The following is a 15190-nucleotide window of genomic DNA, read 5'->3' on the forward strand; positions in this document are numbered from 1 at the left end:
GTGCCTGTCGTTGCGCGTCCCGCACGCTAGCAGGATTTGGACGAAACGGCATGTTCCAGGACCGGTTGTCGGCTGTTCGTCTTGCCTGCGTGGGGGGTCGGCGCTCGATCGTCCACGTCGGGATCGCCTGTGCCGCAGGGGTGAGCGCTCCTTACGGGCGGTGTTCAGGTGGGCTCACGTTCGGGTGCCGGCCCGGGGCGCCCCGCCGGTGCCCGCGGCACGGCGGTGCCGCGGGCGTTCGCGCGGGGGCGGGTCCACGGGTCGTTCACACCGCCGACGGTAGCCCGGCCGGGGGCGGTGCGCCCGGAGCGGCGCGGGGTTTCACCAGCGCATGTGCACGTGTTCGGCGAAGCCGGTGAGGCCGTCCACGGAGATCTCGGTGCCGTCGTCGGTGCGGACGGTGCCGGTGTAGTGGCCGAAGCACTGGCGGGTGTCGTTGACCAGGACCCCTGCGTCGGTGCGGTCCAGGCGGCGGTGGAAGGGGGTGAACACCAGGTCGATCCGCCCGGAGGGGGAGCGGATCCACCAGGGCGAGGAGTCGTCGTCGGGGTCGTAGTCCCACTGGAGTTCCTCGCCGACCTTGGTCAGGCGGCCGTCCACGCACAGGGCGTTCTCGGTCAGGCCGGTGCCCCGGGTCCACCGGCCGCCCAGTTGCAGGCCCACGGTGTGGGAGTCGGTGACTCCGGCGGCGGCGCCCCAGTTCCAGAGGGTGTCGTAGGGCCAGATGCCGCGGCCGTGGTCCAGGACGCCCCAGCCGCCGGAGAAGTCCAGGGTGCGCTCGCCCAGGCGGACGGTGCCGTGGGCGGGGCGGGCGGTGTGCTTGGAGGTGTACTGGAAGCGGGTGGGGCTCCAGGGGATGACCACGTTCATGGTCTCGTGCCCCTCTGGCAGGCCGACGGTGAGGTCGGCGTGCAGGCGGCCCCGGGGGGTGTCACAGGCGAAGCGCAGGCGGTCGCCGTCGGGGCCGGGGGTGATGCGGGCGCGGACCGGGCCCAGGGCGGTGGTGGGTCCGGCGTTGAGGGTGTCGGGCAGGCGCACCCCGTGCCCGAGCGGGCCCAGGTGGCTGCGGCCGGTCTCCACTCCCCCGTATTCCAGCAGGTAGACGGAGGTGAGCGACAGGTAGTCGAGGTCGGCGACGGTGAGGGCGACCAGGTGCGTGGGGGTCAGGACGCACCAGTACTCCCATTTCTTGCGGCGTCCGCGGCCGCGGGGCAGGGCGGTGGTGTGCAGTGGGGTGCGGGACCAGCCCACGGCCCGGGGGTCGAGGCGGCCCCGGGGTGTGCACAGGTCGACGGGGGCGGTGATCTCCCGCTCGTGCGTTGGCATGACCGGCAGCATAGGCGGCACCGGCCGCCGGCGGTAGGAGCCATGGGGCCCGTGGCGCCCGGGGCCGGTGCGGCGCGGTGAAGCCGAAAAGGCGTGGTGCCCGGCGGGGGGCGCGTGCGACGGTGGTGGTGCCGCGGCGCCCCCGCCGCGGGTCTTCGGCCCACGAGGAGGTCCTTTGACGGACGACGAGTGCAAGTTCTGCGGTATCGCGGCCGGCCGGCTGACGTCCAGCCCCGTCTACGAGGACGACCTGGTGGTGGCGTTCATGGACCTGTACCCGGTGACGCCGGGGCACGTGCAGGTGGTGCCGCGCGCCCACGTGGCGGAGCTGGGCGGACTGGACGACGCGGTCGGGGCGCGGTTGTGGAGCGTGGCCCGCCGGGTGGGGACGGCCCTGCGCGGCGGCGCGGTGCGGTGCGAGGGGGTGAACCTGTTCCTGGCCGACGGTGAGGCGGCCGGGCAGGAGATCTTCCATGTGCACCTGCACGTCTTCCCCCGGTTCGCGGGGGACCCCTTCTCGATCCACGCGGTGTGGGAGGAGGCCGACCGGGCGGTGCTGGACGGGCAGGCGGCCCGGCTGCGCGCCCTGGTGCCCCGGGAGTGAGGACGGGTCAGCGCGGGGCCAGGAAGGCGCGGGCCCCGCGCAGCCGCGTGCGCAGCACGGCGCGGGTGGCGGTGCAGTCCAGGCGCACGTCCAGCGGGCCGGGCGGGCCGGAGACGGCGCGGCGGCCGCGGGGCAGCCGGTCGGGGTCCAGGCCGTCGCGGCGGGCGATGAGCACGCCCAGGGCGTGGCGGCTGAGCGCGTCGGGTCCGGCCAGGTGGTGGACGCCGGTGCGGTCGGAGGCGGCCAGTTCCAGCAGGGCGTCGGCCAGGTCGCCGACGTGGACGGGGCAGCGGACGTCGTCGGTGAACAGGGCTCCGGGGCCGCCCGCGGCCAGGTGGTGGACGCGCTGTTCGTGGGCGGAGCCGTTGCCGCCGATGATCAGCGAGGTGCGGGCGATGACCGCGTCGGGGTGCAGGGCTTTGACGGCGGTCTCGGCGGCGGCCTTGGCGGCCCCGTAGGGGTTGACGGGGTCGGGGAGGGCGGTCTCGGGGTAGGCGGGGGCGGTGCCGGAGAACACGGCGTCGCTGGAGACGTGGACCAGGCGGGCGCCGGCCGCGGCGGCGGCCAGGGCCGCGTGGGCGGCGCCGTCGGCGGTGACGGCCCAGTCGCCCTGCCGGTAGGCGGTGTTGACGACGGCTTCGGGGCGCACCCGTCGGACCAGGTCGGTGACGGCGTCGCGGTCGCGCAGGTCCAGGGCGTGCCAGGCGATGCCCGGGGCGGCGGGGGCGCCGGTGGTGGAGGTGGCGCTCACCCGGTGGCCGGCGGCCAGGGCCCGGCGGGCGACCTCGCCGCCCAGGTGGCCGCTGGCGCCCAGGACGAGGAGGGAGGGTGCGGTGGTCATGGACGCACACGCTACCGGGGGGCGGCCGGGCCGCAGGGCGGGCGCGCGGGTGCGGATGAGTACGGGTGCTCAGGCGGGGTGAGTACGCGTGCGGATGGCGGGGGGCCGACGGCTGCGTAGCTTCGGGGCATGACCTCCCTCGTCCTCGCGGCCGGGTACGCCGCCGCGGCCCTGCACTTCGTGTTCTTCGCCTGTGTCGTCCTGGGCGGTTTCGCCGCCTGGTGGCGTCCGCGCCTGTTCTGGGTCCACCTGGGGGTGGCCGCCTACGCGCTGGGGATCGTCATCGTGGACTGGCCGTGTTTTCTGACCGAGATCGAGAACTGGTCGCGGGCGGCGACCGGGCGAGCGGTGATGGAGTCGGGGTTCATCGACTTCTACCTGACCGGGACCCTGTACCCGCGCGAGCACCTGATGACGTCGCGGGTGGTGATCGCGGCGGTGGTCGCCTGTTCGTGGGCGGGCGCCTGGTGGTCGGCGCGGCGCCGTGCGGCCCGGGGGCGGGAGACGTTCGCGGTGGGCGGGGGCGGCTGAGGGCTGCCGGCCCGGCCGGTCAGGCCAGGGCGGCGGGCCGGTCGGGGTCGGCGGGCTCCGCGGGGGCGGGGGGTTCGGGGGTGCCCGGGACGGCGGTCTGGGCGATGAAGGCCCCGGCGACGATGACGGCCGCCCCGAGGATCTGCACGGGTGCCAGGGCCTCGCCCAGCAGGATCCAGGCGAGCACGATGGCGGTGACGACCTCCAGGTAGGCGACGCCTCCGGCGATCTGCGGGGACAGCAGGCGTACGGCGGCGATGCCGGTGAAGTAGGCGATCACGGTGGAGACCAGGCCCAGCCACAGGGCCAGGGACCAGCCGGGCAGCGGCAGCGGGCCCAGGGCGGTGGTGGTGGCGAGCAGTTCCCAGTCCATGGACCAGGGGCGGGCCAGGGGCAGCAGCAGGACGGTGGCGGTGAGGGAGCCGAAGGCGATGACGGCCAGGGGGTCGGCGTCCTGGCCGGTGCGGTCCGACAGCAGGAAGTAGGCGGCCTGGGCGGCGGCCGCGCCCAGGGCCAGGCCGACGCCCACGGCGTCCAGGCGCATGCCCGCCCATACCTCCAGCAGCAGGACCAGGCCGGTGACGGCCATGATCACGCCGACGACGGCGGCCGGGGGGACCTTGGTGCGGCGTACCAGGCGCAGCCAGACCAGGACCAGGACGGGGCCGAGGAATTCGATGAGCAGGGCGATGCCGACGGGGATGCGGGCGATCGCGGCGAAGTACAGGGCCTGGACCCCGGCCATGGGGAACACGCCGTAGGCGAGGATGAGCAGGGGGCGGCGGGTCAGCAGGCGGCGGTGGCGCACGGCGACGGGCAGCAGCAGGAGGGCGGCCCCGGCCAGGCGCAGCCAGGTGACGTGGACCGAGTCCAGGCCGGCGTCCAGGAGGGGGCGGGCAAAGACGCCCGAGCCGCCGAACGCCAGGGCCGAGGCGAGGGCGAAGGCCAGGCCGGTGGGGCGGTGGCGGGCGGGTGCTGGGGGCACGGGCTCTCCCGGGGCGGCGCGGAAAAGGTGGGATCTTTCGAGGATAGAGGGAGGGGGGAGCGGCCCGTGTCGCCGGGGCGGGCCGGTCAGGTGTTCGGGGAGGTGAGGTCGAGTTCGGCCCAGGCGACGTCGTGCCAGGCGTCGTGCTTGCGGCCGACCCGGTGCATGACGCCGACGTCGGTGAACCCCAGGGCGCGGTGCAGGCCCAGGCTGGCGTCGTTGGGCAGGGTCATGCAGGCGATGGCGCGGGTCATGCCGCGTTCGGCCAGGCGGGGCAGCAGCGCCGAGTACAGGGTGCGCCCGGCGCCGGTGCGGCGCAGGCCGCGGCGGAGGTAGACGCTGACCTCGCAGCAGCGGTCGTAGGCGGCGCGGGTGCGGAAGGTGCCGCCGTAGGCGTAGCCCAGCAGGGTGCCCTCGGCGTCCTCCAGGACGAGCCAGGCGTGGCGGTCCTGGGCGGTGGCGATGCGGGCGGCCATCTCCCGGGCGGTGGGGGGTTCCAGTTCGAAGGTGATGGCGGTGTCGGTGACGTAGGGCGCGTAGATGTCGGCGCAGGCGGCGGCGTCGGCCGGGGTGGCGTCACGGACGGTGTGGAGGGCGGGCATCGCGTTCATAGTGAGGATGCTAAACGAATATGTTCACTATAGTGAACACCATGAGCGATGACCTCTCTGTGGCCCTCGCCACCACCCTCCAGCGCCTGCGCTCGGACCGGGGCCTGACCGGCGCCGCCCTGGCCGATTTGTCCGGGGTCTCCCGGACCATGATCAGCCGGATCGAGAACGGCGACGTCCAGCCCACCGCCTCCCTGCTGGGGCGGCTGTCGGCGGCCCTGGGCATCACCCTGTCGGAGCTGATCGCCGACGCCGAGCGCGGCGAGCGCCGGCTGGTCCGGCGCGCCGACCAGCCGGTGTGGACCGACCCCGACACCGGCTACACCCGCCGGGCCGTCTCGCCCGCCTCGGGCGGGCGCCTGGAACTGGTGGAGGTGCACCTGCCGCCGGGCGCGCGGGTGGCCTTCCCCGCCGAGGCCTACGCCTTCACCCACCACCAGATCTGGGTCCTGGAGGGGGCCCTGGAGTTCACCGAGGGGGAGGCCGTGCACGGGTTGGGGGAGGGCGACTGCCTGCGGCTGGGCTCGGCGGCCCCCTGCGAGTTCCACAACCCCGGGCGGGGCGAGTGCCGCTACCTGGTGGCGGTCACCCGCCGCACCCCCTGACCGGGGGCCGGCCTCAGGCCAGCGCCCGGACCAGGCGGGGGCGCTGGTCGGCGAGCCGGTCGCGGCGCCGGTCCCAGCGCTCCCAGCCGCCGGAACCGGCGTGGGCGCGGACGAACGCCGCGTCGCCCGCGGCGACCCGCCCGGCCACGAACGCCCGGGCCACCGCCAGGTAGTCCTCCACCGTCCGCGGCAGCAGGGCCCGGTCGGCGCCGGACAGGCCGTAGGCGTCGGCGACCACTCGCAGGCGGCGGGCGGTGTCCAGGCCCTCCCAGACCGTCCCGGCCGCGGCCTCGGGGGGCAGGGTGGGCCCCATGTAGTACGCCAGGGCGGCCACGTCCCACAGCGGGCGGCCCGGGGCGGCCAGGTCGAAGTCGATGAGGGCGGCCGCCCTGCGCCCGCGGAACACGAGGTTCTCCACGCACGGGTCGTTGTGGCACAGCAGCGGTCCGCCGTGCGGGTCGGCCAGGTCGGCGGGCCAGGGCGCGGCGGTGTCCACGGGGACGCGGGCGGCCGCGTCGTGGTAGCGGCGCAGCAGGCGGGCGGCCGAGGCCAGGACCGCGTCGTCGGCGACCCAGGCGGGGAACGGGGGCAGCGCCACCTCGCCCTCGACGAAGCCCAGCTCCTCCCGGCCGTCGGGGCCCAGCGCCAGCGGGCGGGGCGCGCCGTCGAACCCGGCCCCGGGCAGGGCGCGCAGGTGGGGGTGCAGGGCGGCGGCGGTGGCGGGGGCGGTGCGCAGCACCCGGTCGCCGCGGCGGGTGACGGTGTTCATCATGCCGCCGGGCAGGGGGAGGGGGTCGTTCACGGGCCCAGCCTCGCACGGGCCCGGCGGCGGGAAAACCGGTGGCGCCGCGGCCGGGGCGGGGGACAGGATCGGTGGCAGATGGCGAACGAAGGGAGGGCCCATGACCCGCCGCCGCTCTCCGCAGGAGGAGAAGCTGCTGTCCTACACCCGTGACCGCCGCAACCGGTACGGCGAGAACGACAAGGCCTCGCGCAAGGGCGTCCCCCGCGCCAAGAGCCGGGTCTCGCGCCGCAACCGGCGCGCGGAGGCCGTGGCCCTGTCCGGCGGGCGCACCACCGCCGACCTGGACGCGGGCGCCGACGTGCAGGAGCGCGTCGAGCGCAACCGGCGCGCCCGCTGGGCCAAGGCCCCCGACGTGCCGCTGGCGACCGAGGTCCTGTACAAGATGGGGCGGCGCTCGGCCAGGGGCGACGGGGCCGCGGACGAACGGGCCGAGCGGGTGCGCTCCCGGCTGCGCGGGGCGCCGCGGCGGCGGTGATCCCCCGCCCCGGCCGGGCCCGCCGCCCGCACGGGGCGGCCGCTCCTTCGTGGCGGTGCGGCGTGCACCCTGCTCCGTCCGTCCCGCGCGCACGCGGGTGGGACGGAGGCCGGGGGCCGTCGGCCGGGCGGGGTCAGGGCAGCGGTACGGGGACCGGCCGCGACCCCTCGGCCAGCGAGCGGGCGCCGGCCACCCCGACCAGGGAGGCGGCCACCGCCTCGCGCGCCCCGACCGGGGGCGGGGTGCCGTGTTCGACCGTGTCGCGGAACCCCCGCAGGATCAGCACCGTGCCCTCCTCCCCCCGGGCGAGAGGGGCGCCGTCCAGCAGCACCGGCGGGGCCGTGAGCTCCTCCTCGTGGGCCGCGCCGTCGTCGCGGGTCCAGCCCTCGCGGCGTACCCGCACCGACCAGGCGCGCTCCCCGGCCGCCCGGACCGATTCGGCGGCGGCCAGGGTGCCGTGCACCGACATCCGGCTCCAGTGGGCGTCGGACTCGCCCTGGAGGAAGCCGTTGCGGGTCAGGGCCAGGGCGCCGGTGGACAGGCGCACCGCCATCACGGCGGCCCGGCGCGGGTCGGCGGTGTCGACGGGGAACGCGGTGACCTCCACCGGCCACGCCCCGGTGACGGCCAGGATCGGCGACAGCGAGTGCGTGCAGTAGGCGGTGGAGGGGATGCGGCCGCGCCAGTGCGCGGGGTCGCCGGTGAGGGCGCGGACCGCCTCCGGTGACATGCCGTGCAGGTAGTCGGCCTCGATGAGGGAGATCCGGCCCAGGGCGCCCTCGGCGGCCAGCCGGCGCAGGACCCGCACGTGCGGGTGCAGGACGTAGTTCTCGGCGAAGGAGTAGGTGGCCTGGGACCTGTCGGCGGCCTCGACCAGGGCGCGCCCCTGCTCGGCGTCGGTGCAGGCGGCGGTCTCCGACAGGACGTGGACGCCGCGTTCGAGGAAGGCCAGGGCGGGTGCGGCGTGGGTGTCGAAGTCGTCGGCCAGGAGCACCCCGTCCAGGTCGGCGTCGAGCAGGTCGCGCCAGTGCCCGCCCAGCGGGACGCCGGGCAGGTGGGCGCGGGCCCGTTCGCGGGCGGCGGGGTCGGTGTCGCACCCGGCCGCCACGTCGATGCCGACCCTGCGGGCCCAGCGGGCCAGGTGGAGCCCCTGCCCGAGGCCGACCACCCCCATCCGCACGGGTCGCGCGGACGGTTCCCGCGCGGGCGAGGGCGCGGAGGGGACGGCTGTTCCGGGGCGGAGAGGGTCTGTCATGGCGCCCATGATGGGGCAGGGCCGGGGCCGGGCGCGCGGGGTTTTCCGGGCGGCGTGCGGGCGATGAGGACGGTGGCACGGGGCGTCCAGCCCAGGGAGGTGTACAGGTGGCGCCCCTGCGGGGAGGCGACCAGCAGGCCGTGGACGGCGCCCGCGCGGCGGGCGTGCCCGGCCAGGGCCGACATCACGGCCGCGCCCAGGCCGCGGCGGCGGTGGTCGGGTTCGGTGGTGATGGAGTCGGCGACGGCGTCGTCGGCCGAGATGCCCATGACCCCGGTGGCGGCCTCCTCGCCCTGGGCGGTGGAGACCCGCACCCGGATCACCGCGCGGGCCCTGCCGACGGTGACGCGGTAGGGGCGGGGCGGGTCCAGGGACGGGTGCTCGTCCAGGTCCGCGGTCATGAGGGTCTCGGTGCCCGGGTCGACCGCCAGGCCGGCCTCCTCCAGCAGCAGCGCGGTCTTGTCGGGCGCGGCGGTGGGCACGGTCAGCCAGTCGGTGTGCTCCGAGGCCAGGACGCGCTCGGCGGCGGCGGCGATGGTGTCGGGGGCGCCGTCGGCGTCGAGCAGGATGTACTCGTAGTGGCGGTGCGCGAACCCGAAGCGCACGCGCAGCGCCCCGTCGGCCTCGGCCGGCTCGGGCAGGGAGCGCGCCGTCCCCCAGCCCCGTTGCCAGCGGCGGACGAGGTCGGGCAGGGGTGCGGCGGGCGGGTTCGGCATCGGTTTCCTCGCGCGGGGCGGGGCCGGTGGGGCCCCTGGGGCTGGTGTCTGCCATTCGACCACACCGGGGGGACCGTCCCGGCCGGTCGGCCGTGGGGTACCCCGGGGGCGGGGGTGCCGGTGGGAGCGTGTGTAACGTCGATGGCACGCCACCGAAACAGCCACGACCCCGTCATGTCGCGGTCGCCCCGCCCGGCGTCGGGGCGCCGCCATCGAGAGGACCGCGTTGCGCATGTCCGACGTCCACGTCACCGGCCTGGCCGACCACCACCCCGCCGTGCGGGCCGCCTACGAGCGGGTGGTGCGCCGCGACCCCGACCAGCCGGAGTTCCGCCAGGCCGTGCTGGAGGTCCTGGAGACCCTCTCCCCGGTGCTGGTCCAGCACCCCGAGTACGTCGAGGCCGGGATCCTGGAGCGCCTGTGCGAGCCCGAGCGCCAGATCGTGTTCCGTGTCCCCTGGCGCGACGACCGCGGCCGTGTGCACGTCAACCGGGGCTTCCGGGTGGAGTTCAACGGCGCGCTGGGCCCCTACAAGGGCGGCCTGCGCTTCCACCCGAGCGTGGACCTGGGCGTGGTGAAGTTCCTGGGCTTCGAGCAGATCTTCAAGAACGCGCTGACGGGGATGAGCATCGGCGGCGGCAAGGGCGGCTCCGACTTCGACCCCAAGGGGCGCTCGGACGCCGAGGTCGAGCGGTTCTGCCAGTCGTTCATGACCGAGCTCTTCCGCCACCTGGGCGAGCACACCGACGTGCCCGCCGGGGACATCGGGGTGGGCGGCCGCGAGATCGGCTACCTGTTCGGCCAGTACCGGCGCCTGGCCAACCGCTGGGAGGCGGGGGTGCTCACCGGCAAGGGCCTGGAGTGGGGCGGCTCGCGGGTGCGCACCGAGGCCACCGGGTACGGGGCGGTGCTGTTCGCCCAGCGGATGCTGGAGCGCCGGGGCCGGTCCCTGGAGGGCGCCCGCGTGGTGGTGTCGGGGTCGGGCAACGTCGCCCTGTACGCGGCGGAGAAGGCGCAGCAGCTGGGGGCCGTGGTGGTGGCCTGCTCCGACTCGGGCGGCTACGTCCTGGACGAGAAGGGCCTGGACCTGGACCTGCTCAAGCAGATCAAGGAGGTGGAGCGGGGCCGGGTCGCCGACTACCCCGCCCGGCGCGGCGGCGCCGCCCGGTACGTGGCGGGCGGCAGCGTGTGGGAGGTGCCGTGCGCGGTGGCGCTCCCGTGCGCCACCCAGAACGAGCTGGACGCCGAGGACGCCCGCGCCCTGGTGCGCAACGAGGTGGCGGCGGTCGCGGAGGGCGCCAACATGCCCACCACCCCCGAGGCGGTGCGGGTGCTGCGCGAGGCCGGGGTGCTGTTCGCCCCGGGCAAGGCGGCCAACGCGGGCGGGGTGGCCACCAGTGTGCTGGAGATGCGCCAGAACGCCCGCCGCGAGTCGTGGTCGTTCGAGTACACCGAGGCGGAGCTGGCCCGCATCATGGCCGACGTCCACGACCGCTGCGAGGAGGCGGCCGAGCGCCACGGCGCCCCGGGCGACTACGTGCTGGGGGCCAACGCGGCCGGGTTCGAGCGGGTGGCCGACGCCATGCTCGCCCAGGGGCTCGTCTAGCCGGTCTCGGTTCGTGCCCGGCGGCACGGGAGGACGTTCGGGGAACGGGCTCCGACCGGCCGGGGCCGGTGCGGTGGCGGCGTCCTGCCGCCCCACCGCCCGCCCCGGCCGACGGCCATCCGGCCGGGTGCGGGGGCGGGCGGTATTTTCCGTTGACCGCCGTTGCGGGGCGCCCCTAGGGTCGCGGCCATGAGCGATCCCCGTGTGTTCCCGCGGTTCGTGGCCGACGAGCGCACCATGTTGACCCAGTGGCTGGACTGGCACCGCGAGACCCTGGCCCTCAAGTGCGCCGACCTGGACGAGGCGGGGCTGCGCGAGCGCTCCGTGCCGCCCTCGCAGATGTCCCTGCTGGGGCTGGTGCGGCACCTGGCGCACGTGGAGTTCACGTGGTTCCAGCGCCACCTGATGGGAGAGGACACGCCCAACCCGGTCAAGTCCCCGCAGGACCCCGACGGCGACTTCCTCGGCGCGGACACCGCGCCGGTGCGGGAGGCGTTCGCGCTGTGGCGGGCCGGAGTGGAGCGCTCCCGCGAGGTGTCGGCGTCGCTGCCGCTGGACGCCCTGGCCCGGAGGGAGTGGCGGGGGAACACCGTCTCCCACCGCTGGATCCTGATGCACATGGTCTCGGAGTACTCCCGCCACAACGGCCACGCCGACCTGCTGCGCGAGCGGGTGGACGGCGCGACCGGCTTCTGACCGGAGCGGGGGCGGCGGTCCGCCGGTTTGCGGTTGACGCAGCGTCAACCCCTAGCGTCGGGGCCATGGAGATCACTGTCGTGGACACCCGTACCGGCATGGAGCGCGTGCTGCGCGCCCCGGCCGAAGACCGCCCCGGACTGCTGGCGGAGATGCTCGAACCCGTGCGGGGCATGTACCGCTTCGCGCCCGTGGAGGTCGACCTGGTGGACGTGCACCTGCGGGGCATGGGCTTCCCGCTGGACCGCGACGAGGAGCGGTGCCTGGCGGCACTGGAGGACCTGGCGCGGGCCGACGCGTGGAACCGGATCGGGGCCGCCATGGAACGCGGCGCGGCCCGGCTGGCCGAGGCCGTGCCGGGGCTGGAGCCGCACGACGTCACGGTGCTGCTCACCCTGGGCGACCCGGGCGACGCCCATTTCACGGACACCGTGCTGGGCGTGGCCGGGTTCGGCGGCATCTGGGGGTACATCACCATCACGCTGTGGCCGTTCCGGGAGAACCTGGAGCGGTTGGAGACCACCGCCGTGCACGAGCTGCACCACAACCTGCGCTACGCCCCGGGCGGGGTGGTGTGGGACCCGGCGACCGTCACGGTCGGCGAGCACGTGGTGGGCGAGGGGCTGGCCGACGCCTTCGCCCGGGAGCTGTACGGCGACGACCTGGGCCGCACCCGCATCGCCGTGCCGCACCTGCGCGACGAGGCGGTGTTCGACAAGGTGGTGTCGGGGCTGGGGGTGACCGGCATGGAGAACTTCACGGCCTGGGTGCACGGCGACGAGAGCGCCAGGCGCTTCGGCACCGCCCCGGTGGGGCTGCCCGCCGGGGCGGGGTACGCGGTCGGGAACCGGCTGGTCGACGCCTACCTGGCGGCGACCGGGCGCACCGCGGCCCAGGCGCTGCGCGACGACCACGCGGAGGTCATCGACACCGCACTGGCCCGGCTGGGCCGGTGACGGGAAGGGGGACGGCGGTGGAGTGGACGATCGGGGAGCTGGCGGCGCGGGCGGACGTCAGCAGCCGCACCCTGCGCCACTACGACGAGGTCGGGCTGCTGTCCCCCTCCCGGACGGGGCCGGGGGGCCTGCGCCACTACGGTCCCGAGCAGGTCGCCCGCCTGCAGCGGATCCTGCTGCTGCGCCGCACGGGGATGGGCCTGGCCGACATCGGCCGGGTGCTGGCCGAGGAGGTCGACGAGGCGGAGGGGCTGCGGGCGCACATCGCCGCCCTGGAGCAGGAGCGCGAACGGATCGACCGGTACATCCGGGAGGTGCGGCACACCCTCCGGGCGCGGGAGGAGGGGGTGGACCCCTGCCCGGACGTGATGTTCGAGGGGTTCAACGACCGCTACCGGGACGGGGTCGTGGAGCGCTGGGGCGAGGAGGCGTTCCGGGCGGGCAACGAGTGGTGGCACAACAAGAGCGTGCGCGAGCAGCGGGAGTGGAAGCGCGCGACGGAGGCGCTGGTCGCCGACTGGGCGGCCGCCTCGCGGGAGGGCGCCGCCCCGGACTCCGACCGGGCCCAGGAGCTGGCGGCCCGGCACGTGGAGTGGCTGGCGATCCCGGGCACCCCGGTCCACGCGGGCGACAGGGAGCGGTCGATCGCGATGGTGACGTGCCTGGCCGACACCTACGTGGAGGACCCGGCGTTCGCCCGGACCTACGGGGACCGGGAGGGCGCGGAGTTCGTGCGCGAGGCGCTGCGGCTGTACGCCCGCACCCGCATGTAGGACACCTCGGGGTACCAGCGGCTTTGAGGGTTCTTGCCGCAGGTCCCGGGGTTCTCCGCGGAAAGTCTCACCCGGGTTTTCAAAGATAGCGTTGAAGGCATGGCTATCGACATCGCACCGGCCGCACGCCCCGTCGAGGCGGCCGCCGTCCTGGACCTGCTCCCCGCCCGGCCCCGGCTGCTCGCCCTGGGCGAGCCCGCCCACGGGCAGGACGCCCTGCTCCGGCTGCGCAACGACCTCTTCCGCATCCTCGTCGAGCAGGCGGGGTACCGGACGATCGCGCTGGAGAGCGACTGCCTGAAGGGGCGGATCGTGGACGGGTACGTCACCTCCGGCACGGGCACCCTCGACCGGGCCATGGAGGAGGGGTTCGGCCACGGGTGGGGAGCCTTCCCGGGCAACCGCGACCTGGTGCGCTGGATGCGCGCCCACAACGAGGGGCGGCCCGCGTCCGAACAGGTCCGCTTCGCCGGGTTCGACGGCCCGCTGGAGATCACCGCCGCCGACAGCCCCCGGCGGGCCCTCACCGGGCTCCACGGCCACCTCGCCGCCCGGGTCGGCGCCGACCTGCTCCCGTGCACCGCCGACACGCTCGACCGCCTGCTCGGCGACGACGGCCGGTGGACCGAGCCCGAGGCCATGATGGACCCGGCCCGGTCGGTGGGGCGCTCCGCCGAGGCCGCCCGGCTGCGGCTGATCGCCGACGACCTGGTGGCGCTGCTCGACGAACAGGCGCCGCACCTGATCGCGTCCTCCTCCCCGGAGGAGTGGGAGCGGGCGCGCCAGGACGGGCGCACCGCCCTGGGCCTGCTGCGCTACCACCACTGGATGGCCGACACCTCGCCGGGGCGGATGGACCGGCTGCTGGGCGTGCGGGACGCCATGATGGCCGCCGAGCTGCTCGCCCTCGCCGAACGCGGACCCGTCCTGGCGAGCGGGCACAACAGCCACTTCCAGCGGCAGGAGAGCACCATGACCATGTGGCAGGGACCGGTGCGCTGGTGGAGCGCGGGTGCGCTGGCGGGCACCCGGCTGGGGGAGGAGTACGCGTTCTGGGCCACCGCCGTGGGCGCCATCGGCGACCGGGGGGTGGGCGCCCCGCCCCCCGACACCGTGGAGGGCATGCTGTACGCGCTCCCGGGCGAGCGCTGCGTCGTCGACCCCGCCGGGCTGGCCGCCGCCCTCGCCGGCGCGGAGCCCGCCGCCCGGGTGTCCCCGTGGTTCGGCTACGCGCCGCTGGACCCGGCCCACCTGCCCGGCCTGGACGGCCTCGCCTTCGCCCGGGGGACCGCCTAGCGTCTGCTCCCGGAGGCCCTCCTGCGACACCGGGCACGGACCGCGGGTTCACGAGAACACCGTCTGGCGCCGGGGGCGGCCCTCCGGGAGGATGGCGCGCATGCATCCGGACGGCTGGCACCTCACCGACGACATCGACGCCTTCCTCGACCGGGCCGGGGGCTTCCTGCGCTCGCGCCCGGCCCTGCACACCACACCGCTGACGGCGCTGGAGAAGGCGCGCGCCGGCGGAGCGGGCCCGCCGGGCGCCGACCCGGCCGAGTTCGGGTGGTGGCAGGACGGGGACGGGGTCGGTGCCTTCTTCTACCGCCTCGGGGGCCGCCGCCTGTATCTCACCGCCGTGTCCCCCGGGCAGGCCGACGCCCTCGCCGCCCGCCTTTCCGGCCTGGGCAGCTCCCTGCCCGGCGTCCTCGCGGACCGGGACACCGCCGCCGCCTTCGCCCGGGCGTGGCAGCGGCGCACGGGCGCGGCGGCCACCCCTGGGGGGTGGCGCGTGCGCCTCCACCGGCTGGGCGGCCTGACGGCGCCGGGGCCGGTCCCGGCGGGGCGGGCGCGCGTCGCGGGCCCGGGGGACCGCGAGCGGGTCGTGCGCTGGTGCCGGGACTTCTGCGTCGACGTCGGCGAGCAGGAGTCCATCGACGCCATCGACGCCGGGAACTGGGCGCAGACGCGCTTCGGGGACAAGGGCTTCACCTTCTGGGAGACCCCGGACGGTACGCCCGCCTCCATGGCGGGCACGACCCCGATGGTCGCGGGCATGGTCCGCGTGGACCCCGTCTCCACCCCGGCGCACCTGCGCGGGCGCGGTTACGCGGGCGCCGTCACGGTGGAGGTGAGCCGGGCCGCGCTGGCGGCGGGCGCGACGGACGTGGTGCTGTTCGCCGACCCGGGCAACCCCACCAGCACGGCCCTGTACCGGCGGATCGGGTACGTCCCGCTGGCCGACTTCACCGTGTACGCGTTCTCCTGAGGGGTCCGCGCGCCGGGGCCTCCCGCCGGCCGGCGGCGTCCGGATAAATGTGTTGCCCCGGCGGGCGGCGGGGCCCTAGCGTGTTCCCGCCCCGTTCACCTACGTGAGGACAACGCGCGCATGACGCCCCCTGCTCTCT

At 76.0% G+C, this 15190-nt stretch carries 17 protein-coding genes; 10 read left to right on the plus strand and 7 right to left on the minus strand.

The features are described from left to right. Nucleotides 1-321 precede the first annotated feature (321 nt). The gene (locus ACFVNO_RS15035) at nt 322-1326 is read right to left on the minus strand and encodes a DUF2804 domain-containing protein (protein ID WP_220560993.1); all 1005 of its coding nucleotides are present in this window, start codon (nt 1324-1326) and stop codon (nt 322-324) included. Nucleotides 1327-1501: 175 nt separating this feature from the next. On the opposite strand from ACFVNO_RS15035, the gene ACFVNO_RS15040 reads away from it, so the two are divergent. Next, entirely contained in the window at nt 1502-1930 is a 429-nt protein-coding gene (locus ACFVNO_RS15040; RefSeq protein ID WP_378892889.1) for an HIT family protein, read from the plus strand. A 7-nt stretch (nt 1931-1937) separates the two neighbouring features. Here ACFVNO_RS15040 and ACFVNO_RS15045 read toward each other — a convergent pair whose 3' ends face one another. After that, on the minus strand, nt 1938-2771 hold the full coding sequence (locus tag ACFVNO_RS15045) for a sugar nucleotide-binding protein (protein WP_378892892.1): 834 nt from the start codon (nt 2769-2771) through the stop codon (nt 1938-1940). A 129-nt stretch (nt 2772-2900) separates the two neighbouring features. Here ACFVNO_RS15045 and ACFVNO_RS15050 point away from each other — a divergent pair, with 129 nt between their 5' ends. Continuing rightward, nucleotides 2901-3302: a DUF2784 domain-containing protein gene (locus ACFVNO_RS15050; protein WP_378892895.1), complete on the plus strand. Its 402-nt coding sequence runs from the start codon at nt 2901-2903 to the stop codon at nt 3300-3302. Between the two features lie 19 nt (nt 3303-3321). On the opposite strand, the gene ACFVNO_RS15055 is transcribed toward ACFVNO_RS15050, so the two are convergent. After that, entirely contained in the window at nt 3322-4287 is a 966-nt protein-coding gene (locus ACFVNO_RS15055) for an EamA family transporter (protein WP_355261333.1), read from the minus strand. Between the two features lie 86 nt (nt 4288-4373). After that, nucleotides 4374-4898 (minus strand): N-acetyltransferase family protein, encoded by a 525-nt coding sequence (locus ACFVNO_RS15060; protein ID WP_355261330.1) that lies wholly within the window; start codon nt 4896-4898, stop codon nt 4374-4376. A gap of 41 nt (nt 4899-4939) precedes the next feature. On the opposite strand from ACFVNO_RS15060, the gene ACFVNO_RS15065 reads away from it, so the two are divergent. Continuing rightward, entirely contained in the window at nt 4940-5503 is a 564-nt protein-coding gene (locus ACFVNO_RS15065; protein WP_378892899.1) for a helix-turn-helix domain-containing protein, read from the plus strand. A gap of 13 nt (nt 5504-5516) precedes the next feature. Here ACFVNO_RS15065 and ACFVNO_RS15070 read toward each other — a convergent pair whose 3' ends face one another. After that, nucleotides 5517-6275, minus strand: coding sequence for a phosphotransferase (locus tag ACFVNO_RS15070; RefSeq protein ID WP_355261824.1), 759 nt, complete (start codon nt 6273-6275; stop codon nt 5517-5519). A gap of 130 nt (nt 6276-6405) precedes the next feature. On the opposite strand from ACFVNO_RS15070, the gene ACFVNO_RS15075 reads away from it, so the two are divergent. Then, nucleotides 6406-6783, plus strand: a complete 378-nt coding sequence (locus ACFVNO_RS15075; RefSeq protein ID WP_378892902.1) for a hypothetical protein — start codon at nt 6406-6408, stop codon at nt 6781-6783. A gap of 133 nt (nt 6784-6916) precedes the next feature. On the opposite strand, the gene ACFVNO_RS15080 is transcribed toward ACFVNO_RS15075, so the two are convergent. Together ACFVNO_RS15080 and ACFVNO_RS15085 are read right to left on the minus strand one after the other, a co-directional pair. Continuing rightward, on the minus strand, nt 6917-8038 hold the full coding sequence (locus ACFVNO_RS15080) for a Gfo/Idh/MocA family oxidoreductase (protein ID WP_355261321.1): 1122 nt from the start codon (nt 8036-8038) through the stop codon (nt 6917-6919). Next, entirely contained in the window at nt 8035-8754 is a 720-nt protein-coding gene (locus ACFVNO_RS15085) for a GNAT family N-acetyltransferase (protein WP_378892905.1), read from the minus strand. Before ACFVNO_RS15085 ends, ACFVNO_RS15080 begins: the two co-directional genes overlap by 4 nt. 232 nt (nt 8755-8986) lie before the next feature. Between ACFVNO_RS15085 and gdhA the strand changes: the two genes are divergently transcribed. The 6 genes from gdhA to ACFVNO_RS15115 all read left to right on the plus strand — a co-directional run bounded on the left by gdhA (nt 8987) and on the right by ACFVNO_RS15115 (nt 15051). Next, the gene (gene gdhA / locus ACFVNO_RS15090) at nt 8987-10360 is read left to right on the plus strand and encodes an NADP-specific glutamate dehydrogenase (RefSeq protein ID WP_378892908.1); all 1374 of its coding nucleotides are present in this window, start codon (nt 8987-8989) and stop codon (nt 10358-10360) included. Nucleotides 10361-10549: 189 nt separating this feature from the next. Continuing rightward, nucleotides 10550-11056 (plus strand): DinB family protein, encoded by a 507-nt coding sequence (locus ACFVNO_RS15095; protein ID WP_220561004.1) that lies wholly within the window; start codon nt 10550-10552, stop codon nt 11054-11056. Nucleotides 11057-11121: 65 nt separating this feature from the next. Continuing rightward, nucleotides 11122-12012 (plus strand): DUF2268 domain-containing putative Zn-dependent protease, encoded by an 891-nt coding sequence (locus tag ACFVNO_RS15100; RefSeq protein ID WP_355261312.1) that lies wholly within the window; start codon nt 11122-11124, stop codon nt 12010-12012. A gap of 17 nt (nt 12013-12029) precedes the next feature. Next, nucleotides 12030-12785 (plus strand): MerR family transcriptional regulator, encoded by a 756-nt coding sequence (locus ACFVNO_RS15105; RefSeq protein ID WP_378892912.1) that lies wholly within the window; start codon nt 12030-12032, stop codon nt 12783-12785. 99 nt (nt 12786-12884) lie between these two features. Then, on the plus strand, nt 12885-14081 hold the full coding sequence (locus tag ACFVNO_RS15110) for an erythromycin esterase family protein (protein WP_355261306.1): 1197 nt from the start codon (nt 12885-12887) through the stop codon (nt 14079-14081). A 100-nt stretch (nt 14082-14181) separates the two neighbouring features. Further along, nucleotides 14182-15051, plus strand: coding sequence for a GNAT family N-acetyltransferase (locus ACFVNO_RS15115; RefSeq protein ID WP_378892916.1), 870 nt, complete (start codon nt 14182-14184; stop codon nt 15049-15051). Nucleotides 15052-15190 lie beyond the last annotated feature (139 nt).

Origin of the sequence: Nocardiopsis sp. NPDC057823, assembly GCF_042797335.1 — a bacterium.
GTDB classification, from domain to species: Bacteria; Actinomycetota; Actinomycetes; order Streptosporangiales; family Streptosporangiaceae; genus Nocardiopsis; species Nocardiopsis changdeensis.